The sequence below is a fragment of the Methylobacterium sp. Leaf104 genome (assembly GCF_001422885.1).
GTDB lineage: Bacteria > Pseudomonadota > Alphaproteobacteria > Rhizobiales > Beijerinckiaceae > Methylobacterium.
In genome coordinates this window covers 263,731-285,263 of record NZ_LMMZ01000001.1, presented here as the reverse complement: position 1 = coordinate 285,263, position 21,533 = coordinate 263,731, and the positions used below count along the sequence as shown (strand labels likewise).

The 21,533-nt window shown below is 70.3% G+C and carries 22 protein-coding genes; 7 read left to right on the top strand and 15 right to left on the bottom strand.

The window, feature by feature from the left end:
• Positions 1-24: 24 nt before the first annotated feature.
• The 9 genes from rlmH to ASF49_RS01290 form a co-directional block, all read right to left on the bottom strand.
• Complete coding sequence (gene rlmH, locus ASF49_RS01330) at positions 25-525, bottom strand: 23S rRNA (pseudouridine(1915)-N(3))-methyltransferase RlmH (RefSeq protein ID WP_056466491.1); 501 nt, start codon at positions 523-525, stop codon at positions 25-27.
• Positions 526-541: 16 nt separating this feature from the next.
• On the bottom strand, positions 542-985 hold the full coding sequence (gene rsfS / locus ASF49_RS01325) for a ribosome silencing factor (RefSeq protein ID WP_082510722.1): 444 nt from the start codon (positions 983-985) through the stop codon (positions 542-544).
• Positions 986-1,048: 63 nt separating this feature from the next.
• On the bottom strand, positions 1,049-1,672 hold the full coding sequence (locus ASF49_RS01320; protein ID WP_056466489.1) for a nicotinate-nucleotide adenylyltransferase: 624 nt from the start codon (positions 1,670-1,672) through the stop codon (positions 1,049-1,051).
• A 30-nt stretch (positions 1,673-1,702) separates the two neighbouring features.
• Positions 1,703-3,001 carry a glutamate-5-semialdehyde dehydrogenase gene (locus ASF49_RS01315; protein WP_056467904.1) on the bottom strand — a complete coding sequence of 433 codons (1,299 nt, stop codon included), beginning with the start codon at positions 2,999-3,001 and terminating at the stop codon, positions 1,703-1,705.
• 109 nt (positions 3,002-3,110) lie between these two features.
• The gene (proB, locus tag ASF49_RS01310) at positions 3,111-4,247 is read right to left on the bottom strand and encodes a glutamate 5-kinase (protein WP_056466486.1); all 1,137 of its coding nucleotides are present in this window, start codon (positions 4,245-4,247) and stop codon (positions 3,111-3,113) included.
• Between the two features lie 76 nt (positions 4,248-4,323).
• On the bottom strand, positions 4,324-5,358 hold the full coding sequence (gene obgE / locus ASF49_RS01305) for a GTPase ObgE (protein ID WP_056466483.1): 1,035 nt from the start codon (positions 5,356-5,358) through the stop codon (positions 4,324-4,326).
• 151 nt (positions 5,359-5,509) lie between these two features.
• A complete protein-coding gene (gene rpmA, locus ASF49_RS01300; protein WP_056466480.1) occupies positions 5,510-5,776 on the bottom strand; it encodes a 50S ribosomal protein L27 in 267 nt (88 codons plus the stop codon).
• A 39-nt stretch (positions 5,777-5,815) separates the two neighbouring features.
• Entirely contained in the window at positions 5,816-6,130 is a 315-nt protein-coding gene (gene rplU / locus ASF49_RS01295; protein WP_055947814.1) for a 50S ribosomal protein L21, read from the bottom strand.
• A 223-nt stretch (positions 6,131-6,353) separates the two neighbouring features.
• A complete protein-coding gene (locus ASF49_RS01290) occupies positions 6,354-7,889 on the bottom strand; it encodes a helicase HerA-like domain-containing protein (protein ID WP_056467901.1) in 1,536 nt (511 codons plus the stop codon).
• Positions 7,890-8,080: 191 nt separating this feature from the next.
• Between ASF49_RS01290 and ASF49_RS01285 the strand changes: the two genes are divergently transcribed.
• Positions 8,081-8,470, top strand: a complete 390-nt coding sequence (locus ASF49_RS01285; RefSeq protein WP_056466476.1) for a DUF2267 domain-containing protein — start codon at positions 8,081-8,083, stop codon at positions 8,468-8,470.
• A 202-nt stretch (positions 8,471-8,672) separates the two neighbouring features.
• Positions 8,673-9,719, top strand: coding sequence for a GNAT family N-acetyltransferase (locus tag ASF49_RS01280; RefSeq protein ID WP_056466473.1), 1,047 nt, complete (start codon positions 8,673-8,675; stop codon positions 9,717-9,719).
• Positions 9,720-9,726: 7 nt separating this feature from the next.
• Here the strand turns inward: ASF49_RS01280 and ASF49_RS01275 are convergent, their stop codons facing one another.
• From ASF49_RS01275 to ASF49_RS01265, 3 genes are read right to left on the bottom strand one after another with little or no spacing between them, the layout of a single operon-like run.
• Positions 9,727-10,587, bottom strand: coding sequence for an SDR family oxidoreductase (locus tag ASF49_RS01275; RefSeq protein ID WP_056466470.1), 861 nt, complete (start codon positions 10,585-10,587; stop codon positions 9,727-9,729).
• Positions 10,584-11,729, bottom strand: a complete 1,146-nt coding sequence (gene queG / locus ASF49_RS01270) for a tRNA epoxyqueuosine(34) reductase QueG (protein ID WP_056467899.1) — start codon at positions 11,727-11,729, stop codon at positions 10,584-10,586. Before queG ends, ASF49_RS01275 begins: the two co-directional genes overlap by 4 nt.
• Before the next feature lie 59 nt (positions 11,730-11,788).
• Entirely contained in the window at positions 11,789-12,481 is a 693-nt protein-coding gene (locus ASF49_RS01265; RefSeq protein WP_056466467.1) for a glutathione S-transferase family protein, read from the bottom strand.
• Positions 12,482-12,733: 252 nt separating this feature from the next.
• Between ASF49_RS01265 and ASF49_RS01260 the strand changes: the two genes are divergently transcribed.
• The 5 genes from ASF49_RS01260 to ASF49_RS01240 all read left to right on the top strand — a co-directional run bounded on the left by ASF49_RS01260 (position 12,734) and on the right by ASF49_RS01240 (position 17,804).
• On the top strand, positions 12,734-13,537 hold the full coding sequence (locus ASF49_RS01260; protein ID WP_056467894.1) for an undecaprenyl-diphosphate phosphatase: 804 nt from the start codon (positions 12,734-12,736) through the stop codon (positions 13,535-13,537).
• 168 nt (positions 13,538-13,705) lie between these two features.
• Positions 13,706-15,565: a methylmalonyl-CoA mutase subunit beta gene (locus ASF49_RS01255; protein ID WP_056466464.1), complete on the top strand. Its 1,860-nt coding sequence runs from the start codon at positions 13,706-13,708 to the stop codon at positions 15,563-15,565.
• Positions 15,566-15,631: 66 nt separating this feature from the next.
• Positions 15,632-16,018: a hypothetical protein gene (locus ASF49_RS01250; protein WP_056466461.1), complete on the top strand. Its 387-nt coding sequence runs from the start codon at positions 15,632-15,634 to the stop codon at positions 16,016-16,018.
• Positions 16,019-16,161: 143 nt separating this feature from the next.
• Complete coding sequence (locus ASF49_RS01245) at positions 16,162-16,593, top strand: hypothetical protein (RefSeq protein ID WP_056466458.1); 432 nt, start codon at positions 16,162-16,164, stop codon at positions 16,591-16,593.
• 155 nt (positions 16,594-16,748) lie between these two features.
• Positions 16,749-17,804: a sensor domain-containing diguanylate cyclase gene (locus tag ASF49_RS01240; RefSeq protein ID WP_243214341.1), complete on the top strand. Its 1,056-nt coding sequence runs from the start codon at positions 16,749-16,751 to the stop codon at positions 17,802-17,804.
• Positions 17,805-17,817: 13 nt separating this feature from the next.
• Here ASF49_RS01240 and ASF49_RS01235 read toward each other — a convergent pair whose 3' ends face one another.
• The 3 genes from ASF49_RS01235 to lepA form a co-directional block, all read right to left on the bottom strand.
• The gene (locus ASF49_RS01235) at positions 17,818-18,528 is read right to left on the bottom strand and encodes a L,D-transpeptidase (RefSeq protein ID WP_056466454.1); all 711 of its coding nucleotides are present in this window, start codon (positions 18,526-18,528) and stop codon (positions 17,818-17,820) included.
• 177 nt (positions 18,529-18,705) lie between these two features.
• Positions 18,706-19,560: a glycosyltransferase family 2 protein gene (locus ASF49_RS01230; protein ID WP_082510720.1), complete on the bottom strand. Its 855-nt coding sequence runs from the start codon at positions 19,558-19,560 to the stop codon at positions 18,706-18,708.
• A 16-nt stretch (positions 19,561-19,576) separates the two neighbouring features.
• Positions 19,577-21,382 (bottom strand): translation elongation factor 4, encoded by a 1,806-nt coding sequence (lepA, locus tag ASF49_RS01225; RefSeq protein WP_056466452.1) that lies wholly within the window; start codon positions 21,380-21,382, stop codon positions 19,577-19,579.
• Positions 21,383-21,533: the final 151 nt, after the last annotated feature.

The window sequence follows — 21,533 nt, the reverse complement described above, 5'->3', positions numbered from 1 at the left end:
CTCGCCTGCGTCGCGTCGCCGGATTCATCGCTCGTCGAGGTTTCCGCGGTGGTACGGGTGGCCGGCAAGGATCGTCAGCGTGCGATACACCTGCTCCAGGGCGAGGACGCGCACAAGCCCGTGCGGCAAGGTGGCGGCACCGAAGGACAGGGCGAGCTCGGCCCGGTTCCGTACACCGGGGTCGAGGCCGTCGGCCCCTCCGATGGCGAGGACGAGGATCGAGCGGCCGGCATCGCGCCAGCCGCCAACGCGCGTCGCGATGGTCTCGCTGGTGAGGTCGGAGCGCCCGCGCTCGTCATAGACCGCCAGCACCGCACCGGCGGTCGCATGCGCGAGGATCGCGAGCCCCTCTTCGGCGGCGCGGTCCTGGGCACGACGCGCCCGGCTCTCCGGGATTTCGGCGATGTCGCAAGCGGGGAAGCCGAGACCGCGACCCACTTGCGCGGCGCGCTCGCGGTAACGGGCGGCGAGATCGCGTTCGGGACCGGGTTTCAGGCGACCGACCGCCGCCACGAGGAGGCGCACGGAGCGGCGCCGGTGCTCAATCGGCCAGGGCGGAGAGGGGACGGTCGCTGGTGGGACGGTCGGCACCCCACATCTTCTCGAGATTGTAGAAGCCGCGCACCTCCGGGCGGAAGATGTGCAGGATGATGTCGCCGGCATCGATCAGCACCCAGTCGCAGGCCGGGAGACCCTCGACGCGCGCGGTGCCGAGTCCTTTCGACTTCATCTCCTGCAGGACCCGGTCGGCGATGGCGCCGACGTGGCGCTGGGAGCGGCCGGACGTGATGATCATGGTATCGGCCAAGGAGGTCCGGCCCATCAGATCGATCTCGATCGTCTCCTCGGCCTTCATGTCTTCGAGGCAGTCGAGGGCCAAGCTTCGGAGATCGTCGATCTTCCGGTCGGTGGAGTCGTCGGAGCCTGAGGATCCGGTGTGGGCCGCGTCGTTCAGCGTCTGGGTTCCTGCAATCGCCATCGTCATCCCGTGATCGTACCCTGTATGCGGATAAAGTGGAATGTGGCTCTTGCCTTTTCCATGACCGGCCTATGCGCCGCTTTCCGTGCTGGCCCGCAGCGCCGTCGAGGAGAGGGTCGAGCGCGGCCCGTGCAGGAAGACCCAGGCAGGGGCCGGCCGATCGACCAGGGTCGGCGCCTCCGGCTCCGGAATGCGCCAGCGCCCGAGGGCCCGGGCCGCACGGGCGGCCGGTGCGGTCAGGGTGAAGCCCGGCCGATCGATGATCGCGATCGGCATCAGGCTCGCGATCTCGGAAAATCCCCGCCAGCGATGAAATGTCGCGAGGCTGTCGGCGCCCATGATCCAAACGAAGCGCACCGACGGGTTGCGGAGGGTGAGGAAGCGCAGGGACTGGCGGGTGTAGCGCGCGCCGATCCGTGATTCGAAATCCGTCACCGCGATGCGGGGATGATGGGCGACGCGGTCTGCCCGCTGCACCCGCCGGTCGATGGCCGCGAGCTCGCCCCGGTCCTTCAGTGGATTGCCCGGCGTCACCATCCACCAGACGCGATCGAGACGCAGACGTTTCAGGGCAACGAGGCTGACATGCCGATGCCCGAGATGGGCCGGGTTGAAGGAGCCGCCATAGAGGCCGATGCGCAGGCCCGGCGCGATGGGGGGCAGGTGCGCCGGCCCCGATGCGTCAAGGCGCATCGGGGTCCGGACGGATCGGGAAGCCCCGCATCAAGGACGGGTCTGCCCGTTCCCGTGGACGCGGTACTTGAAGGTGGTCAGTTGCTCGACGCCCACCGGCCCACGCGCATGCATGCGACCCGTGGCGATCCCGATCTCCGCTCCGAAGCCGAACTCGCCGCCGTCGGCGAACTGGGTCGAGGCGTTGTGGGTCACGATCGCCGAATCGATTTCGGCGAGGAAGCGGGTCGCCTCGGCCATGTCGTCGGTGATGATCGCGTCGGTGTGGTGCGAGCCGTTGGTCTCGATGTGCTCGATCGCGGCGTCGAGGCCGTCGACCACGCGCACCGCGATGATCGCGTCGAGATACTCGGTGCGCCAGTCGGCCTCGGTGGCGGCGGTGACCCGGTCGTCGACGGCCTGGGTGGCGGCGTCGCCGCGCACGGCGCAGCCCGCCGCCAGCAGAGCGGAGACGAGGGGCGCCAGATGTGTGGCGGCGCAGGCACGGTCGACCAGCAGGGTCTCGGCGGCGCCGCAGATGCCGGTGCGCCGCATCTTGCTGTTGAGGACGATGGTCCGGGACATCTCGAGGTCGGCACCCGCCGCCACGTAGACGTGGCAGATGCCGTCGAGATGCGCGAAGACCGGCACGCGGGCTTCCGCCTGCACCCGCTCCACGAGGCCGCGCCCGCCGCGGGGTACGATGACGTCGATGCCGCCGTCGAGGCCGGTCAGCATCGCACCCACCGCTGCGCGGTCGCGCGTCGGCACGATCTGGATGGCGTCCGCGGGCAGGCCCGCCTCCTCCAGTCCGGCGCGCATGACGTGGGCGATGGCCATCGCGGAGCGGTGGCTGTCCGAGCCCGCCCGCAGGATCGCCGCGTTGCCGGCCTTGAGACAGAGCGCGCCGGCATCGGCGGTGACGTTGGGCCGGCTCTCGAAGATGACGCCGATCACCCCCAGGGGCACGGCGATGCGCTCAATCAGCAGGCCATTGGGCCGCTCGAACGCCGCCACCTGCCGTCCGACGGGATCGGGCAGCGCGCCGATCTTGGCCACCGCGTCCGCGATGCCGTTGAGGCGGACCACATCGAGGGTGAGCCGGTCGATGAGCGCCTGGGTCTGGCCGGCGGCGCGAGCCGCCTCCACGTCGCGGGCGTTCTCCGCCAAGATACCGTCCCGCTCGGCGCGCAGGCGCTCGGAGATCAGGCGCAGGGCCGTGTCCTTGGTCTGAGCTGGAGCGAGGGCGATCTGCCGGGCGGCGGCGCGGGCGCGCCGGCCGATGGCGTTCATCTCCTCGGAGAGGTCGCCGGGGGGCACGAAATCGGTTCGCAGGTTCAGAACGGGCACGGCCTTCATCCTCGCGACCGTCCCGGAAATGGGGCGCGGCCGCCATGTGTTCCCGCCCGTCATGCCATGCCGGATACGGTCGAAACAAGCATTCCCGCTGACAGATCAGCTATTCCCCTACCATGGCGAGGTCATCGCGATGCACCATCTCGGCACGGCCGGGGTGGGTTAGAAGATCTGCGATCTCACGGCTCGGCCGGCCGATGATGCGCAGGGCCTGGTCGCTGTCATAGGCCACGAGGCCCCGTCCCAGGATTCGCCCGCCCTCGTCGCGGATCACCACCGCGTCGCCCCGACCGAAACCGCCCTGGACCTTGGTGACCCCAACCGGCAGCAGGCTCGCGCCGCCCTGGAGGGCACGCGCCGCGCCGGCATCGACGGTGAGGATGCCGCGCGGCTCCAGGGATCCGGCGATCCAGCTCTTTCGGGCGGTGACCGGGTTCGAGCCGGACAGGAACCAGCTGCAGCGTCCGCCCCGGAGGATGGTGCGCAGCGGGTTCTTCTCACGCCCATCGGCGATGATCATGTGAGTGCCGCCGCTCGCGGCGATCTTGGCCGCCTCGACCTTGGTGCGCATGCCACCGCGCGAGAGCTCCGAGGCGGGACCGCCGGCCATGGCCTCGATCTCGGGGGTGATCCGCTCGATCAGAGGGAGGTGACGCGCGTCCGGGTCGGTATGCGGCGGCGCGGTGTAGAGGCCGTCGATGTCCGAGAACAGCACCAGCACGTCTGCGCCGATCATCGTCGCGACGCGGGCGGCGAGGCGGTCGTTGTCGCCGTAGCGGATCTCGCTGGTGGCGACCGTGTCGTTCTCGTTGACCACGGGCACGGCCCGCACCTCGAGAAGTTTCAGCACCGTGGCACGGGCATTGAGGTAGCGCCGGCGCTCTTCAGTGTCCTGCGGCGTCACCAGGATCTGGCCGGCCGCGATGCCGTGATATCCCAAAGCCTCCGACCAGTGCCGCGCCAGGGCGATCTGCCCAACGGCCGCCGCCGCCTGACTTTCCTCCAGGCGCAGGGTACCGGGCGGGTAGCCGAGCACCGTGCGTCCCAGCGCGATGGCACCGGAGGAGACCACGAGCACGTCGGCCCCGTTGGCATGAAGGTCTGCGATGTCCTCGGCGAGCGCGCTCAGCCACGCATGGCGCAGGCGCCCGCGCGTCCGATCGACGAGGAGAGCCGAGCCGACCTTGATGACGATGCGGCGGAAGTCTTGGAGGTTGGGGATCTGGACGTCGGAGGTCATCGGCAGCGTCGGCGGGAGGACGGTGGTCCGCTTGTGACGACCGGTCGCCCTTCGCACAAGGGCTTGCCGCCTCCCCTCAGGGCTGCCACGCCTCCGCAGGCCGCGCCTCGGCCTCGGCCAGCTTGGCCTCGTCCATCTCGCGGGCGAGGGCCCGCAAGGCATCCTGCACGCCGAGGCCGGTGGCCGACGACAGGACCAGGGGCTTCTTCTTCGAGGCGCGCTTCAGACGAGCGACCTGCTCCTTGAGGACGTCCGGATCGACCACGTCGGCCTTCGAGAGCGCGACGATCTCGGGCTTCTCGTCGAGGCCGTGGCCGTAGGCCTGGAGTTCGCGCCTGACGAGCTTGTAGGTCTGCCCGGCATGCTCGTTGGTGGCTTCCACGAGGTGCAGCAGCACACGGCAGCGCTCCACGTGGGCCAGGAACTTGTCTCCGAGGCCGACCCCGTCATGGGCGCCCTCGATCAGGCCCGGGATATCGGCGAGCACGAACTCGCGCTCGTCGGAGCGCACCACGCCGAGGCCCGGATGCAGCGTCGTGAAGGGGTAATCGGCGATCTTGGGCTTGGCAGCCGTCACGGTGGCGAGGAAGGTGGACTTGCCGGCATTGGGCAACCCGACGAGGCCCGCATCGGCGATGAGCTTCAGGCGCAGCCAGACCCACTGCTCGTGGCCTTCCAGGCCCGGATTGGCGTGCTTCGGAGCTCGGTTGGTCGAAGTGGTGAAGTAGGCATTGCCGAAACCGCCGTTGCCGCCCTTGGCGAGGCGCACGCGCTGGCCGACATGGGTCATGTCGGCGATCAGGGTCTCGCCGTCCTCCGCCAGGATCTCGGTGCCGGCCGGCACCTTCAGCACCACGTCGGCGCCGTTGGCCCCGTGGCGGTTTGAGCCCATCCCGTGCTCGCCCTTCTTGGCCTTGAAGTGCTGCTGGTAGCGATAGTCGATCAGCGTGTTGAGCCCGTCGACGCACTCGACCCAGACATCGCCGCCGCGCCCGCCATCACCACCGTTCGGCCCGCCGAACTCGATGAATTTTTCGCGGCGGAAGGCCACGCAGCCGGCGCCACCGTCGCCGGAGCGGACATAGACCTTGGCTTCGTCGAGGAATTTCACGGGCGGACTCGAGATCAGGTTGGATGTCGGGGCGCTGGCGCGCCACCGAAGCGTCGCGGGCGAGAAACGACAACGGGGAAGACGGTTTCCCATCTTCCCCGGGATCATCTGGTGGTCGGACCCGCCTGGCGGAAGGCCCCGGGGAAGCGCCTTACTCGGCGGCTTCCTGAACAGGAACGACGGTGACGAAGGCGCGGCCGCGCTTCGTCTCGAACAGCACGCGGCCGGCGGCCTTGGCGAACAGGGTGTGGTCCGTGCCGATGCCGACATTGGTGCCGGGATGCCACTTGGTGCCGCGCTGGCGCACGATGATGTTGCCCGGGATGACGGCTTCCGAGCCGAACTTCTTCACGCCGAGGCGCTGGCCGGCCGAATCGCGGCCGTTGCGGGACGAGCCGCCTGCTTTTTTATGGGCCATGGGGAATTACTCCGAATTCTTGGATCTCAGGTCGGATCGTCAGGCGCTGATGCCGGTGATGCGGACCACCGTGTGGTGCTGGCGGTGGCCCCGCTTGCGGCGGGAGTTCTGGCGGCGACGCTTCTTGAAGGCGATGACCTTCGCGTCGCGACCGTGGCTGACGATCTCGCCGGTGACGCTGATGCCCGAGAGCAGCGGCGCGCCGACCTGAGTGGCGCCTTCGCCGTTCGTGAACAGAAGCACGTCACCAAAGGTGACGGCCGAGCCGGCCTCGCCTTCGAGGGTGGCGATCGTGATGGTGTCGTTGGCGGCAACGCGATACTGCTTGCCGCCCGTCTTGATGACTGCGAACATCGTTCTCTCTTCGTGTTCTCTGCCGGCCTCCGGCGCGCCTCGCGGCGAATCTGGACCGTCTTCTTGTTCAGGTCATCCGCGACACCGGATCGGGGCTTGTCGCCTGGGCCGAGCGCGAACGCGAAACGCGCGGACTTCGTCGAGGAAGCCGCGCGAGAGGCGGTGGATAGGCGGTGACGGGGTAATTTGTCAATGCTGGCGCTTCACGTCGGCGCCCGACGCCCTAGCGCTTCTTGAGCCCACCCAGCACATTGCGCAGGATCGCGTTCCCTACCTCGGTCCCGACCTTGCGGGCCATGGAGCGGGCGGCATTGCCGAGGACCTGCTCGGCGAGGCCCGGGGCCGGACGACGACCGCCCTTGCCCGTGGGTTTCGAGCCGAGGACGCCCCCGAGCCAGCCGCCGAGCATGCCACCCAGCCCCCCCTCCGCAGGCTCGGCCCCCTCCGTGCCGGCGCCGTCGAGGCCCTTGCGGGCGGCCAGCATTTCGTAGGCGCTCTCGTTGTCGACCGACTGGTCGTACTTGCCCCGCACCGGGCTCTTTGCGATGAGCTCGGCGCGCTCGGCTGGGGTGATCGGACCGACGCGCCCCTGTGGCGGGGCGATCAGGGCGCGCTCGACGATCGAGGGCGTCCCCTTGGCCTCAAGGAAACTCACCAGCGCCTCGCCGACGCCGAGCTCGGTGATCGCCTGAGCGACGTCGAAGCCAGGATTCTGGCGGAACGTCTCGGCGGCGGCCTTCACGGCGCGCTGATCACGCGGAGTGAAGGCACGCAGCGCGTGCTGCACCCGGTTGCCGAGCTGGCCGAGGACCGATTCCGGCACGTCGAGGGGGTTTTGCGTGACGAAGTAGACGCCGACCCCCTTCGAGCGGATGAGGCGTACCACCTGCTCCACCGCATCAAGGAGGGCCTTCGGAGCGTCGTCGAACAGCAGGTGCGCCTCGTCGAAGAAGAACACCAGCTTCGGCTTGTCGAGGTCGCCGACCTCGGGCAGCTGCTCGAACAGCTCTGAGAGCATCCAGAGCAGAAACGAAGCGTAGAGCCGGGGCCGCTGCATCAGCTTGTCGGCGGCAAGGATATTGACGATGCCGCGCCCCTCGCGATCGACCCGCATGAAGTCATTGAGATCGAGGGCCGGCTCGCCGAAGAATCGGTTGGCGCCCTGGTTCTCCAGCATCAGGAGCTGGCGCTGGATGGCGCCGACCGAAGCCGCCGAGACGTTGCCGTACTGGCCCGAGACCGCCTTCAGGTTCTCGGTGAGATAGAGGAGCAGGGCGCGCAGGTCCTTGAGATCGAGGACCGGCCATTTGTTGTCGTCGGCGACCCGGAAGGCGATGTTGAGCACGCCCTCCTGGGTATCGTTGAGCTCCAGCAGGCGCGCGAGCAGCAGCGGTCCCATCTCGATGACGGTGCAGCGAATCGGGTGACCCTGGTCTCCGAACAGGTCCCAGAACATGGTCGGGAACCGGTCGGGCTCGTAGGGGATGCCCAGTTCCTCGGCGCGCTTGACGAAGACCGGCTTCGATTCGCCGGCCACCGCGAGGCCCGAGAGGTCGCCCTTGATGTCGGCAGCGAAGACGGGCACCCCGGCATTGGAGAAGCCCTCTGCCATCACCTGAAGGGTCACCGTCTTGCCGGTGCCGGTGGCCCCCGCCACCAGACCGTGGCGATTGGCGAGCCGGAGGGTCAGGCCCTCGGGCTTTAGGCCTCCATCCTTCAGCGGCGCCTTGCCGACCAGGATCGTGCCATCGTCCTGCATGACCGTCCGCTCCCCTTCGCCGGCCGGCAGGGCGGCATCGACCTTGACGGTTATGGGCCGCGACCGCGGCATTTTCCAGCGCTTCGCGGGCCGGCCTTGATTTCGGGGCGGCGAGGCCGGAAGGACAACATCCCGACCGAGCAGCAATCCCGGCCGCGCGGAACACACGGCCACCCAGGAGCCCGTTTGAGATGGAAGAGTTGATCGCCCGCGTCACGACCCGGACCGGCCTCGATGCCGCGACGGCCCAGACCGCCATCGGCCACATCCTGGCCTTCCTCCAGAAGGAGGGACCCGCCACCGAAGTGAGCCAGCTGCTCGGCGCCCTTCCGGGATCCGAGACCGCGATCGCCGAGTCCAATGCCGGCGAGGGCGGCGGCGGCCTGATGGGCATGCTCGGCGGCATGATGGGCGGCGGCGGCGTCATGGCCTTGGGCCAGAAGCTGATGTCGGCCGGCGTGCCGATGGGCCAGATGCAGCCCCTCGGCCAGGAGCTGTTCGCCTATGGCCGCGAGAAGGCCGGCGAGGACGTGATGGGACCGATCGTCGGCGCGATCCCCGGCCTGAACCAGTTCGTCTGAGATCGCGCGGGTCCGATCCTTCGGCGACTACCCATCGGGACGTCGCCGAAGGGCCGGCTTTGATCCATTGCAAGCTCCTCTGGCAAAACAGCAATCCGTGTCATAAAAGCGTGTGGGCTTCGTGATTTTGTGACCTCCCGAAGGCACGAGGCCAGGGGCTCCCGCGGAGCCGCCTCAGTGTCCCGACAGGGCGGATTGGACGATGGTCCCGAACTTCGCGCGCGATGCCTCCACGGCGTGGCTCAATGGTTGGGAGGCGCATGTGAACGCCCCCTTCGCCAGGCTGAAGCAGCGCACCGCCGAGGCGGGCCGTGCCGGCCTACCCGCCTTCCATCCGCGCGGCCTGCTGCTTCCGCCGGGTACAGCGCCGATCCGGTTCAAGCCCCGTCTCCGGAAACCCCTGGCCGCGCCTGGCCTGGCGCCAACGCTCGGCCGCATCGGCACCCTGGAAGTGCGGCTCGCTACCACGGTCTCCGAGATCCGGCGGGCGCAGCGCCTGCGCTACCGGGTGTTCTACGAGGAGATGTCGGCCGTCCCGAGCGGACTCGCGATGCTGTCGCGACGGGACATCGATGATTACGACGCGGTCTGCGACCACCTCCTCGTCATCGATCACGCCGACGTGGATGCCTCGCCCTTCGCGACCAAGCCTTTCCGCCGGACCCGGCCGAAGGTGGTGGGCACCTACCGGCTCCTGCGCCAGGAGGCGGCCGACCGCCATTTCGGCTTCTACACCGCGGGCGAGTACGACATCGCCCCGATGATGGCGGCCAATCCGGGAGCGCGCTTCCTCGAACTCGGCCGCTCCTGCGTGCTCAAGCCCTACCGGACGAAGCGGACGGTGGAACTGCTCTGGGCCGGCATCTGGGCCTATGTCCAGCATCACCGCATCGACGCCATGCTCGGCTGCGCCAGCCTGGAGGGGACCGACCCCGAGCGCCTGGCCCTGCCCTTGAGCTTTCTCCACCACCACGCCCGTGCCGCCGAGGGCTGGTGCGCCCGTGCCCTGCCGGAGCGCTACGTCGCGATGAACCGCCTGGCGCGCGAGGCCGTCGACCCGAAGGCGGCGCTGCAGGCGCTGCCGCCGCTGATCAAGGGCTACCTGCGCGTCGGGGCCACCTTCGGCGATGGGGCGGTGGTGGACCACCAGTTCGGCACCACCGACGTCTTCGTCGTGCTGCCCGTTTCGGCCATCGCGGCGCGCTATCGCGACCATTTCGGCGTGCCGGTCAATCGGCAGGCGGCCTGAGCGAGGCTCAGGTCCGCGCATCCGCCACGAGGGCGGCGAGACCCTCGCGGTAGGTCGGATAGGCGAGGTCGACGCCGAGTTCCTGGCGGATGCGGTGGTTCCGCACTCTCTTGTTCTCGCCGTAGAAGCTGCGTGCCATCGGGCTGAGGTCGGCCGTCTCGAAATCCACCTCCGGCGGCAGCGGCAGGCCGGCGAGCTTGGCGGCGTATTCGGTGACCACCTGCGGCGGCGTCGGCGCGTCGTCGGTGACGTTGTAGACGGCGCCGTTGCGCGGCCGGTCGATCGAGGCCAGCAGCGTCGTGGCGATGTCGTCCACGTGGATGCGGTTAAACACCTGTCCCGGCTTGATGATCCGCTGCGACTTGCCCTCGCGCAGCTTCACGATCGGGTTGCGGCCCGGGCCGTAGATGCCCGAGAGGCGGAACACCTGCACGGGTTTGCCGGTCTCGCGCCCGAGGGACAGCCAGGCCGCCTCGACGGCGAGTCGGCCTTGCGAGCGGCCGCTGACCGGGCTCGGGGCCGTGTCCTCGTCGATCCAGTTGCCGTGGTGGTCGCCGTAGACGCCGATGGTGGAGAGGTAGCCGATCCAGCCGATGCGGCTGCCCGCGATGGCGTCGCGGTATACCGCGAGGGTCGTGTCGAGGTCGCGGACCGGAGGGGCCGAGACGAGGAGCACATCCGTGTCGGCGAGGTCGGCCGCGATGTGGGGGTCGTCGGAATCGGGCCCGAAGGCCCGAAGCTCGGCGATGTCGCCGGGCCCGGTCCGCGCCGGATCGGTGACCGTGGCGCGGACCCTGTCGAAGCGGTCGCGAGCGCGCTCCACGAAGCGGCGGGCGGTGAAGCCGAGGCCGAAGACGAAGAGGTTCATGAGGCGGCGTGTCCTGTCGACTCGGGGCCGGCGGGGTCGAGGGCGAGGCGCCACTCGGCCCGGACGGCGTCGTCGGTTTCGCCGAAACCCCGGGCGTTGAAAAGGTCCCGCAGCCGCGGCCGGGCCACGAGGCGGCCGAGCGCCCACACCGCCATGCCGCGCACCAGGGGCGAGGGATCGGACAGGTTCGCCTCCGCGGCGGCGGCGAGCGCGGGCTGGCCGGAGTTGCCGATCGCGATGAGCACGTTGCGCAGGAAGCGGTCGCGCCCGGTGCGCTTGACCGGCGTGCCGGCGAAATGCGCCCGGAAGGCCGCCTCGTCGAGCCCCGCGAGCGCGGCCAGGGGCGGCGCGGCGAGGTCTGCGCGCGCGGCCATGCGGCCCTCGGCGGCCGTAGCGGCGAACTTGTTCCAGGGGCAGACGGCGAGGCAGTCGTCGCAGCCGAAGACCCGGTTGCCGATGGCGGCGCGGAACTCCGTCGGGATCGGCCCGGCGTGCTCGATGGTGAGGTAGGCGATGCAGCGGCGGGCATCGAGCCGGTAGGGCGCCGGGAAGGCGTCGGTCGGGCAGATGTCGAGGCAGCGCCGGCACGAGCCGCAATGGTCGGCCTCGGGCGCGTCCGGCTCCAGCTCGGCCGAGGTGTAGATCGCGCCCAGCAGCAGCCAGTTGCCGAGCGCGCGCGAGACCAGCACCGTGTGCTTGCCCTGCCAGCCGAGGCCGGCGGCGGCGGCCAGGGGCTTCTCCATCACGGGCGCCGTGTCGACGAAGACCTTCACCCGGACGTCGCCCTTGGCCGACAGGTAGCCGCCGAGTTCCTTCAGCTTGCCCTTGACCACCTCGTGGTAGTCCCGCCGCTGGGCGTAGGCCGCGATGGCAGCCCGGTCCGTCCGTGCCAGGACCGCGAGGGGGTCGTCCGCGGGGCCGTAATTCATGCCGAGCATGACCACGCTGCGGACGCCGGGCCACAGGGTGGCGGGGTCGGCGCGCTGGTCGGCGCGCTCCGCCATCCAGTCCATCCCGCCGTGGTGCTCGGCGGCGAGCCAGGCGGGCAGCCGGGCCTTGAGTTCGGGAACGGCGTCCGGCCGGGTGACCCGGACGGCCTCGAAGCCGAGGAGGCGGGCGCGCGCCTCGACCGCCCGGCGCAGGTCGGCGCCCGCGAGGATCCTTCGCGGCGGCTTGTTCGCGGCGCGCGCCTGCGGTGCGTTCAAAAATCCAGGTTCGCGTAATGGTCCGCCGGGGCCATGCCCGGCACCCGGTCGGCCAGCAGGGTGCGGAAGCACGGGCGCGACTTCACCCGCGCGTACCAGTCCCTCGCCGTCTCGTCCTCGTCCCATGGCACGTCGCCAAGATAATCCACGCAGGAGAGGTGGGCCGCCGCCGCGAGATCCGCATAGGTCAGATGGTCGCCCGCCAGCCATTTCCGGCGGGACATCAGGTAGCCGATATACTTCATGTGGTAGCGCACGTTGGTGCGCGCGGCGCGAATGGCGTTCATGTCCGGCGGACCGCCGCCGTTGGCGCTGTTCATGAAGCGCTTCGAGATCTTCTCGGTGACGAGGTACTCGGTCACCTCGGCGTTGAACTTGACCAGGAACCAGTCGAGCAGGCGGCGCACCTCGACCCGGGCCGCCGTGGTCTCGGGCAGGAGGCGCCGGCCGCTCAGGCCGAGCCCCCGGGTCTCGTCGAGATATTCCGCGATGATGCCGGCCCCCGGCACGGCGAGGCCGGTCTGCTCCACCAGCACCGGCGTCGTCCCGGCCGGGTTGATCAGCAGGAAGGCCTCGCGCCGGTCCCAGGCACGCTCCTCCATCAGCGTCGGCTCCATGCCCATCTCGGACAGGACCAGGCGGATGAAGCGGGAATGCGGGCAGAAGGGAGAGTGGTAAAGCGTCGCCATCGAGGCCGTTTCGCACGGGGAGGGTTTGCCGGGGGACGGGCCACGTCGAGACCCCGCGGGGATGGTCGGCAGTGATGACACTTATGGCCCGATGGTTGCCGCCTCATTAACACGCTCGTCGCGAAGGCGATAACCATCCGTCAACCTTGACGGATCGGCCCCGATCCGCGAAGGCCGCGCGAGGTGGATGCACCACCCGCTTCGGGCCGGCCCGGTCCCACGAAACACCCCAACCGTCGAGGCGCTGAGATGATGGATGCGATGGGCATCGCGAAGGCGGTCGTGCTCGCCGTGGTGGAGGGGGCGACCGAGTTCATCCCCGTCTCGTCGACCGGGCACCAACTCCTCGTCGGCCACTTCATCGGCTTCGAATCGCCCAACAACACCTTCGAGGTGTTGATCCAGCTCGGCGCCATCCTGGCGATCCTGGCGGTCTATTTCCGCCGGCTCCTCGGCATCACCCTGTCGCTGCCCAACGACCCCAAGGCGCGCCGCTTCGTCCTCGGCATCCTGCTCGCCTTCCTGCCGGCGGCGATCATCGGCGGCCTCTTCTCGAAATACATCAAGTACTACCTCTTCAACCCCTGGATCGTCTGCGCGACCCTGGTGGCCGGCGGCATCGTCCTGCTCGTCCTCGACGAGACCGAACTCGAGGTGAAGAAGCGCGACGTCTTCGATTTCACCCTGCCGATGGACTTCAAGATCGGTCTGTTTCAGTGCATCGCCATGATCCCGGGCGTGTCGCGCTCGGGCGCCACCATAGTGGGCGCGATGCTGATGGGCGCCGACAAGCGCTCGGCCACCGAGTTCTCGTTCTACCTCGCGATCCCCACCATGGCGGGGGCCTTCGCCAAGGACCTGCTCGACAACTACAAGAACCTCTCGCGGGACGACACCGGCCTGATCATCATCGGCTTCATCGTCGCCTTCATCTCGGCCTTCATCGTGGTGCGGACGGTGCTCGACTACGTCGCCTCCCACGGGTTCCGGCTGTTCGCCTGGTGGCGCATCATCGTCGGCTCCCTCGGCTTCGCCGGCCTGATCCTCTTCGGCTGAGGCGCGGGCGCCGATCCGTGGACCGGCCGAGATAAAGAATACAGGCGGGCGAGGCGATTGCGTCCGCGCTCCGCCGCGTGCAAGGGCTGTCCGGAAAGACGGCCCGGCCGCGCTTGGCCGGAGCCGAGCCGCTTGGCCGGAGCCAAGCACATGCGGAGGCCAGCCCCGATGGAAGACCGTCCCCTCGCCGACCTGTTTCCGCCCGCGACCCGCGAGCGCTGGCTCGGCCTCGTCGACGGTGTCCTGAAGGGCGGGGATTTCGAGAAGCGCCTCGTCTCGAAGACCGCCGACGGAATCCGCATCGAGCCCCTCTACGACGCGGCCGCGCCGGTGGCGCAGCCCATGCGGGCGCCCGGCCCGTGGCGCGTCTCCCAGCGGGTCGACCACCCGGAGGGAGCCCAGGCGAGCGCCCTCGCCCTCGCCGACCTCGAGGGCGGCGCCGACGCCCTCGCCCTGGTCTTCGCCGGCGCCCCCGCCGCCCGCGGCTACGGCCTCACCGCCACGAACGCCGCCGACCTCGACGCGGCTCTCGGCAACGTGATGCTGCCGCTGATCGCCACCCGCCTCGACGCGGGCGCGCGCGGGATCGAGGCCGCCTTCCTGATCAAGGACGTGGTCAAGGCCCGCGGCGAGACTCTGAAGGGCCTCGACCTCGACCTCGGCCTCGACCCCGTCGGCACCCTCGCCGCCGGCGGGTCCCTGGCGGAGCGGTACGGCGCCGAGATCGGCCGCACCCTCGCGGCCTTCGACGCCGAGGGCTTCACGGGACGCGCCTGCCTCGCCGACGGCCGGCCCTACCACGAGGCCGGGGCCAGCGAGGCCGCCGAGCTCGCGGCCGTGCTCGCCACCGCCGTGGACTACCTGCGCGTCCTGGAGACCGACGGGCACCCGCTGGAGCGCGCCCGCGATGCCGTCGCGGTCCTGCTCACGGCCGATGCCGACGAGTTCCTGACCATCGCCAAGTTCCGGGCCATGCGCCGGCTCTGGGCGCGGGTGGAATCGGCCTGCGGCCTCGCGCCCCGGCCCCTGCGCCTCCATGCCGAGACCGCCTGGCGGATGATGACCCGGCGCGATCCCTTCGTGAACATCCTGCGCACGGCCATGGCCGCCTGCTCGGCCGGCCTCGGCGGGGCCGACGCGATCACCGCCCTGCCCTACACGGCGGCCCTGGGCCTGAGCGACGCCTTCGCGCGGCGCGTGGTGCGCAACAGCCAGATCGTCCTCATCGAGGAATCGAACCTCGCCCGCGTCGCCGACCCGGCCGCCGGGGCCGGCAGCTTCGAGACGCTGACGGGCGAGCTGACCACGGCCGCCTGGGCCGCCTTCCAGGAGATCGAGAACGAGGGCGGCATCGTCGCGAGCCTGCGGAGCGGCATGATCCAGAAGCGGATCGCCGCGACGCGGGCGACCCGGTCCCGGAACGTCGCCACCCGCCGCGAGGCCCTGACCGGCGCCAGCGAGTTCCCCTACCTCGCCGAGAAGCCCGTCACGGTGCTGGAGGTCGCCCCCGTGGCGGCGCCTCCGGCCGCCGGCTTCGGCCGCGGGCCGGCCATGACCGGCGCGCCCCTGCCCTCCCAGCGCCTCGCCGAGCCCTACGAGGCCCTGCGCGACGCCTCCGACGCGGCGCTCGCGGCGAGCGGCCGCCGCCCCTCGGTGTTCCTGGCCAATCTCGGCCCGGTGGCGGTCTTCAACGCCCGCTCGACCTTCGCCGCCAACGCCTTCGCGGCCGGCGGCATCGAGGCGGTGAACCAGGAGGGCTTCACCGAGCCGGCGGCCCTGGCGGAGGCCTTCCGCGCCTCGGGTGCCCGTATCGCCTGCCTGTGCTCCTCCGACGCCCTCTACGCCACCCACGCGGTCGAGGCCGCCCGGGCGCTCAAGGCCGCGGGCGCCGCCGCCCTGTACCTCGCCGGCAAGGCGGGCGACCTCGCCGGGCCCCTGAAGGCGGCCGGCGTCGACGGCGAGCTCCAGGCCGGCGGCGACGTTCTGGCGCTGCTGACGGGAGCGCTGGCGCACGCGACGAACGCGTAGGGGCGCAACCGTCGGGCGGCCACGCTCGTTCTCGGCCCAGTCGAGTCGAAACACGAACGGAATGCCATGCGACGCGCAGCCCTCGCGGCGACTACCCTCGCCCTCCTGACCGCCTCCGCCGGGGTCGCCGACGCCGCCAAGAAGAAGGTCCAGGTGCCGAATCGCTACGACGGCACCTGGAGCATCGAGGTGGTGACCCTCGACGGCCCCTGCGACCGGGCCTACCGCTACGGCGTGCAGATCCGGCGGGGCGAGGCGAGCTATGCCGGCGGCGAGTTCAACATCAACGGCCGGGTCTCGCAGAGCGGCGCCGTTCGGGCCGTGATCTCCCGCGGCAACGACGCCGCCGACGTGGTCGGGCGGCTCGGCCGCTCGGGCACCGGCAACGGCACCTGGACCACCACCGGCCTGATCGCCTGCAGCGGGCGCTGGAACGCCGAGCGCCGGGGCTGAAGGCCCCCCTGTGATGGGCGCGCCACAACCGCGCGCCGATCGTCGTCCGACGCCGGAGTGCCGGACTTCCGCCCTTCTCCGGACCCAATCGCTGGTGAATACTCGCGTCGGATCGAGAACGATTACGCACGGGGCTTCCCACGATGAAGGCTTTGCTGTTCGGCGCGTTGGTGACGACCTTGGGATGGGGCGCCGCGGCGGAGGCGGCAGGCCGTAATCCGGCCCAACCCCACGCGGTGATGTCGCCCCTCGAGCGGGCGGCGACGGAGTGCTTCGCCGAGACCGTGCTGTCCAACCCGGCCGCCACCCGGCACGCCCGGGCGGGCCGCTGGTACGAGGCCGCCGGAATCACCGGCTTCCTGTGCCGCCCGGAAGTCGACGCGATGATCCAGGCCCATGACCGCCTCTACGGGCGCGGCACCGGCACCCGCTACTTCCAGAACGCCTATACCCGCCACCTGGGGCAGCAGCTGGCCGAGCGCCTGCAACCGATGCTCGAGCGCAAATCCGTGGCGAGTGCCGAGCCGCCGGCCGACAAGGCCGAGGTCCAGGACGGGGACAAGGCCGCCGAATAGGCGAAGCGTGACAGGACGTGCCGCGGCGGTTAACCTCCGTTAACCTGGCCGCCCCTATCGTGGGGACCTGAGGACGTCTCGGAACCGGGGAGATCGCTGGCGGCGATCTTCGCGCGATTCGGGTCTCGTGCCTCGGCTCGAACGGGGCACGACCCTTGACGTCTTCCGGTGATCCCACCGACCCGCTGCGGGTTCCGCCTCGTGGACGCCTGGCCTCCGCCGCCCTCCGCGTGGCCACCCATGCCGTCGACGCCGCGGCGGCGCAGCGGTGGCGCGACACCGCGACGATCCTCGCGCTCCGCGGCGAACTCGCCGCCCAGGCGGCCCTGATCCAGCGCCAGGCCGATGCCCTCGCCGACCGGACGCGCGTCTTCGAGCGGGCCTCGGCCGAGGCCGGGATCGGTCTCTGGCACTGCGACCTGCCGGGCGAGACCCTGCGCTGGAGCGGGGGCGTCTACGACCTCTTCGAGTTCCCGCGCGGAGCGGCGCCGAACCGCCGGGACACCCTCGCCTGCTACACCGCGGAGGCGCGCCGCCAGCTCGTGGCCGTGCGGGCGGAGGCGATCGGCCGCCGGTCCTCGTTCACCCTGGAATCCGAGATCGTCGGGCGGCGCGGCAGCCGGCGCTGGATCCGGATCACCGCGACGGTGGAGGCCCGGGACGGCGTTCCGGCCCGCCTGTTCGGGTTCAAGCAGGACATCACCGAGCAGAAGCTGCTGGCGGACCGCACGCGCCGGATGGCGGAGTTCGACGGCATGACGGGCCTCGCCAACCGGACGGTCTTCGACGGCCGGCTGGCGGAGCTCTCCGAGACCGGCGCGCTGGTGCTGGTCGACCTCGACGGCTTCAAGGCGATCAACGACACCCATGGGCACGCCGTGGGCGATGCCTGCCTGCGGGAAGCGGCCCGGCGGCTGCGCGAGGTCTGCCACGCGGCCGACCTCGTCGCCCGGATCGGCGGGGACGAGTTCGCGGTCCTGCTCCGGCGGGAGGCCGACGCGCCCCTCTGCGAGGCGCTCGGCCGGCGGATCGTCGCGGCCCTGCGCGAGCCCGTCCTCCACCGCGGCGTGCGCCTCCGCCTCGGCGCCTCCGTGGGCATCGCGCGGGCGGCGTGGTCGGCGCCCGCGGACCTGTTCAGCGACGCCGACGCGGCCCTCTACGCGGCCAAGGCCGCCGGTCGCGGGACCCTCAGGATGGCCGCGCCGCGCTGAGCGCGTCGGTCGCTCAGGCCGGCAGGACGACGACCTTGGTCTTCACCGGGGTGCGGGCGTAGAGATCGATCATGTCCTGGCTCAGCAGGCCGACGCAGCCGCTGGTGATGCCCGAGCCGATCGTGTCGGGCTCGCTCGAGGCGTAGATCGTGTAGAGCGTGTAGGCGCCGTTCTGGTAGAGGTGCAGGGTGCGGGCGCCGAGCGGGTTGTCGAGGCCGCCGGGCATGCCGCGGGCATACTTGGCCGCCTCGGGCTGGCGCTTGATCATCTCCCTGGGCGGGGTCCAGGTCGCCCATTCGGACTTGCGCCCGACATAGGCGTCGCCGCTCCACCGGAAGCCGTCGCGGCCGACATTGGCGCCGTAGCGGGTCGCGCTGCCGTCGCGCTCGACGCGGTAGACGTAGTAGTTGGCCGGATCGACGATGATCGTGCCGGCGGCCTCCCTGGTCTCGTACGGGACCGTGCGGCGGAAGTATTTCGGATCGAGCTTGCTGATGTCGGTCGCCGGGATCGGGAACTTCTCGCCCGGCATCGGGCCGTAGGTCCTGGCCGCCTCGGCGCGCAGGGCGCCGTCGGAGGAGACGCAGCCGGCGAGCCCGAGGGCGCCGAGGCCGGCGCCGGTGCCGACCAGGAAGGCGCGGCGGCTCAGACTTCCCGTCCGCCCCCCGGACGCGCCACCCGTGTCCGTCGTGCCGTCGGCGGCGTTCCCCGTGTCCCTGATCATTCCGGACGTCCCGTCGTTCCGTCGCGCGATGGGCCGATCCTTCGGCGGAACCGCGACGCGTATGGCCAAGCTGACAGTGCCGCGCCCCCGGCCGCCTGGCAAGCGGCGCGCCGGGCACGGACGCCGACCGCGATCAGGAGCAGGCGGAATGCGTCGCGGATGTGGCCGGGGCGCTCCTCAGCCGGGTCCGGCCTGGGCATCCGGCGCGGGGCGCTTGGCCCGGCGCAGGAAGGGCAGCCCCGTCGAGGGCTGGCCGCGGGTCGCCTCGTGCATCTTGGCGATCCGGATGAAGCGGCCATAGGCGAGCACGCTCGCCATCACGAAGCCGTCGAGCCCGGCGAGGAAGAAGCGCCGCAGGATGTAGAACTTCAGGAAGTTCAGGGGATACTCGAACACCAGCCGCAGGCCGGTCTCGAACCGCGAGCCGATCGGCTGCGTGTCGGCGGCGAGCTGCCCGACATAGTTCGACTTGGCGATGGCGTGGTTCCAATCGCGGAAGGTGTGGTGCCAGACCACGGAGCGGATCGTCACCGGCTTCGCGTCCGTGGTGATCGCGAGCTTGTCCCAGTTCGGGTTGTCGGTCGTGCGGGCGACGCGCCGGTCGTAGAGGTAGACGTTCTCGGTGCAGAAGGCCCAGGGCGAGGGGCGCGCGTGGTGGGGCAGCACCATCGCCTTGCGGACGATCATCAGCGACGGGATCTTGGGCGAGCGGAAGATCGCCCGGATCTCGCGGACGATCTCCGGCGTCAGGATCTCGTCGGCATCGACGCTGAAGATGTGGTCGTGCCGGCAGAGTTCCTCGCCGAAGCGCCGCTGCGGCCCGAACCCCTTCCAGGGGTTCACCACCACCCGCGCGCCGAGGGATTCGGCGATGGACACGGTCGCGTCCGTCGAGCCCGCATCGATGACGAGGATCTCGCAGTTCAGCGGCAGCGCCGAGCGGATCGCCGCCTCGATGCGGTCCGCCTCGTTCAGCGTCCGGATCAGGACGGTCAGCGGGATCGGCGCGTTCGGGTCCGGATGGGGGTCCACGGTCGGGCGGCCCGGCTCAATCGTCCATCTTCAGGGCGGCGATGAACGCCTCCTGCGGGATCTCGACCTTGCCGAACTGGCGCATCTTCTTCTTGCCCTCCTTCTGCTTGTCGAGGAGCTTGCGCTTGCGCGAGATGTCGCCGCCGTAGCACTTGGCGGTCACGTCCTTGGACAGCGCCTTGATGGTCTCGCGGGCGATGATCTTGCCGCCCAAAGCCGCCTGGACCGGGATCTGGAACAGGTGGCGCGGGATCAGGTCCTTCAGCTTCTCGCACATGGCCCGGCCGCGATGCTCGGCGCGGGTGCGGTGGACCAGCATCGAGAGGGCGTCGACCGGCTCGGCATTGACCAGGATCGACATCTTCACGAGGTCGCCCTCGCGGTAATCCGAGATGTGGTAGTCGAAGGAGGCGTAGCCCTTCGAGATCGACTTCAGGCGGTCGTAGAAGTCGAACACCACCTCGTTCAGCGGCAGGTCGTAGACCACCATGGCGCGCTTGCCGACGTAGTTGAGGTCGACCTGGGTGCCGCGCCGGTCCTGGCAGAGCTTGAGCACGCCGCCGAGATACTCGTCGGGGGTGAGGATGGTGGCGCGGATCCACGGCTCCTCGATGGCGGTGATCTTCATCACGTCCGGCATGTCGGCCGGGTTGTGCAGCTCCTTGATCGACCCGTCCGTCATCTGCAGGCGGTAGACCACGGAGGGCGCCGTGGAGATCAGGTCGAGGTTGAACTCGCGCTCCAGGCGCTCCTGGATGATCTCGAGGTGGAGCAGCCCGAGGAAGCCGCAGCGGAAGCCGAAGCCGAGCGCCGCGGAGGTCTCCATCTCGTACGAGAACGAGGCGTCGTTGAGCCGGAGCTTGCTCATGGCGCTGCGCAGGGTCTCGAACTCGGCGGCATCGACCGGGAACAGCCCGCAGAACACCACCGACTGCACGTCCTTGAAGCCCGGCAGCATCTCCTTGCAGGGACGCTTGTCCTCGGTGAGCGTGTCGCCGACGCGGGTGTCGGCCACCTCCTTGATCGAGCCGGTGAAGAAGCCGACCTCGCCGGGGCCGAGTTCGCCGATATCGGCCATCTTCGGCCGGAACACGCCGATCTTGTCGACGCCGTGGACGGCATCGGCCCGCATCATGCGGATGTTCATGCCCTTCTTGAGGACGCCGTCGACGATGCGCACCAGCACGACGACGCCGAGATAGACGTCGTACCAGCTGTCTACGAGGAGCGCCTTCAGGGGCGCGTCGCGGTCGCCCTTGGGCGGCGGCAGGCGGGTGACGATGGCCTCCAGCACCGCCTCGATGTTGAGGCCGCTCTTGGCCGAGATCGCCACCGCCTCGGAGGCGTCGATGCCGATCACCTCCTCGATCTGGGCGCGGATGCGCTCGGGCTCCGCCGCCGGCAGGTCGATCTTGTTGAGGACGGGGACGATCTCGTGGTTGGCGTCGAGGGCCTGGTAGACGTTGGCGAGCGTCTGCGCCTCGACGCCCTGCGAGGCGTCGACCACCAGCAGCGAGCCCTCGCAGGCCGCGAGCGAGCGCGACACCTCGTAGGCGAAGTCGACGTGGCCGGGCGTGTCCATCAGGTTGAGGACGTAGTCCTTGCCGTCCTCGGCCTTGTACTCGAGGCGCACCGTCTGCGCCTTGATGGTGATGCCGCGCTCCTTCTCGATGTCCATCGAGTCGAGCATCTGCTCGCTCATGTCGCGCAGGGCCACCGTGCCGGTGGTCTGGATCAGCCGGTCGGCAAGCGTCGACTTGCCGTGGTCGATATGCGCGACGATGGAGAAGTTGCGGATGTTGTCGATGGGGGTCGTTGTCATCGAGGATGCGATCTCCGGCGCGCGCGGCCCGCCGTCATCGGACGGACCCGGCGCACGGTCGTAAGGGGGTGAAGAATTTGAACGCCGCAGATAGCAGCGCCCGCCCCCCGCGCCAAGCGCAGGGCGAGTTCGGCGCCGTCTCGGGGACCAG

Bases quoted from the DNA above. Each gene is read 5' to 3' on its own strand.
- rsfS (WP_082510722.1), bottom strand. From the start codon at position 985: ATGACGATGGCGATTGCAGGAACCCAGACGCTGAACGACGCGGCCCAC.
- ASF49_RS01320 (WP_056466489.1), bottom strand. From the start codon at position 1,672: ATGCGCCTTGACGCATCGGGGCCGGCGCACCTGCCCCCCATCGCGCCG.
- proB (WP_056466486.1), bottom strand. From the start codon at position 4,247: ATGACCTCCGACGTCCAGATCCCCAACCTCCAAGACTTCCGCCGCATC.
- rpmA (WP_056466480.1), bottom strand. From the start codon at position 5,776: ATGGCCCATAAAAAAGCAGGCGGCTCGTCCCGCAACGGCCGCGATTCG.
- rplU (WP_055947814.1), bottom strand. From the start codon at position 6,130: ATGTTCGCAGTCATCAAGACGGGCGGCAAGCAGTATCGCGTTGCCGCC.
- ASF49_RS01290 (WP_056467901.1), bottom strand. From the start codon at position 7,889: ATGCAGGACGATGGCACGATCCTGGTCGGCAAGGCGCCGCTGAAGGAT.
- ASF49_RS01285 (WP_056466476.1), top strand. From the start codon at position 8,081: ATGGAAGAGTTGATCGCCCGCGTCACGACCCGGACCGGCCTCGATGCC.
- ASF49_RS01280 (WP_056466473.1), top strand. From the start codon at position 8,673: ATGGTCCCGAACTTCGCGCGCGATGCCTCCACGGCGTGGCTCAATGGT.
- ASF49_RS01275 (WP_056466470.1), bottom strand. From the start codon at position 10,587: ATGAACCTCTTCGTCTTCGGCCTCGGCTTCACCGCCCGCCGCTTCGTG.
- ASF49_RS01265 (WP_056466467.1), bottom strand. From the start codon at position 12,481: ATGGCGACGCTTTACCACTCTCCCTTCTGCCCGCATTCCCGCTTCATC.
- ASF49_RS01260 (WP_056467894.1), top strand. From the start codon at position 12,734: ATGGATGCGATGGGCATCGCGAAGGCGGTCGTGCTCGCCGTGGTGGAG.
- ASF49_RS01255 (WP_056466464.1), top strand. From the start codon at position 13,706: ATGGAAGACCGTCCCCTCGCCGACCTGTTTCCGCCCGCGACCCGCGAG.
- ASF49_RS01250 (WP_056466461.1), top strand. From the start codon at position 15,632: ATGCGACGCGCAGCCCTCGCGGCGACTACCCTCGCCCTCCTGACCGCC.
- ASF49_RS01245 (WP_056466458.1), top strand. From the start codon at position 16,162: ATGAAGGCTTTGCTGTTCGGCGCGTTGGTGACGACCTTGGGATGGGGC.
- ASF49_RS01235 (WP_056466454.1), bottom strand. From the start codon at position 18,528: ATGATCAGGGACACGGGGAACGCCGCCGACGGCACGACGGACACGGGT.
- lepA (WP_056466452.1), bottom strand. From the start codon at position 21,382: ATGACAACGACCCCCATCGACAACATCCGCAACTTCTCCATCGTCGCG.